The 660-nt window shown below is 63.6% G+C and carries 1 protein-coding gene; it reads left to right on the top strand.

The genetic code is table 11. The annotated features are described in order from the left end of the window. Nucleotides 1-469: 469 nt before the first annotated feature. Nucleotides 470-660 (top strand): hypothetical protein (locus ACYVD1_RS34795; protein ID WP_460778730.1); only part of this gene is annotated, 191 nt, incomplete at its 3' end.

Genomic DNA, 660 nt, shown 5'->3' with positions numbered 1-660 from the left:
CAAGGTCGTCGCCATCGAGCGCTTCGCGCGTCAACGGCGCTCCACCTTGACCCGCTCCGCTACGACGGCGGGTTGGCGGCTATCGGGAAAGGGGGACGGGTGGTCGAGGTCCGATCCCTTTCGGGCTTCGCCCGAAAAACGGAACCCCCTCGGCCTGGCGGCCGATGCCTGCCACGCCGCCGGAGCATCGACGGGTCGGGTGTCGCGGCCGGTCAAGGTGGGAGGCGAAACCCCGATGATCTTGCTCCTGGCTCCACCCTCGGCCGTCGAGAATGGCGACAGGAGCAAGATCATTCCCATACTGGAACACATTTGTCCGCTTTGCCCAGGAATGCGGTCAGGGGGTTGACTCCCTTTTCTGGAAGGCTTTTTTCCGGGGAATGGGGAAGGCGGGTCGGGGTGGCCTGGTAAGGGTGTTATCACCTCCGGGATAGGTCCTTTCTGGGCCTTTCTTGGTATCCTTAGTGGTATGACTTCTTCTTTCGGGCAGTGCGGGAATGCGGCGGGAAATACGCCCGCCGTGTCCGCCATGGGCACCGCCCGGGAGAAGATCGCTTCGGAGATGGCGGAGGTGCCCCCGGCGGGTGCGGCTGGTGAGGTCCTGGATGTGATTTCTCAGGTGTTCGAGGACTTCGATCGGGCCCAGCTTGCGATGCTGCT

Source organism: Nocardiopsis nanhaiensis, from assembly GCF_054778635.1.
Note: the sequence above shows the minus strand (reverse complement) of the source record. Positions and strands in the feature narration are given on the sequence as shown.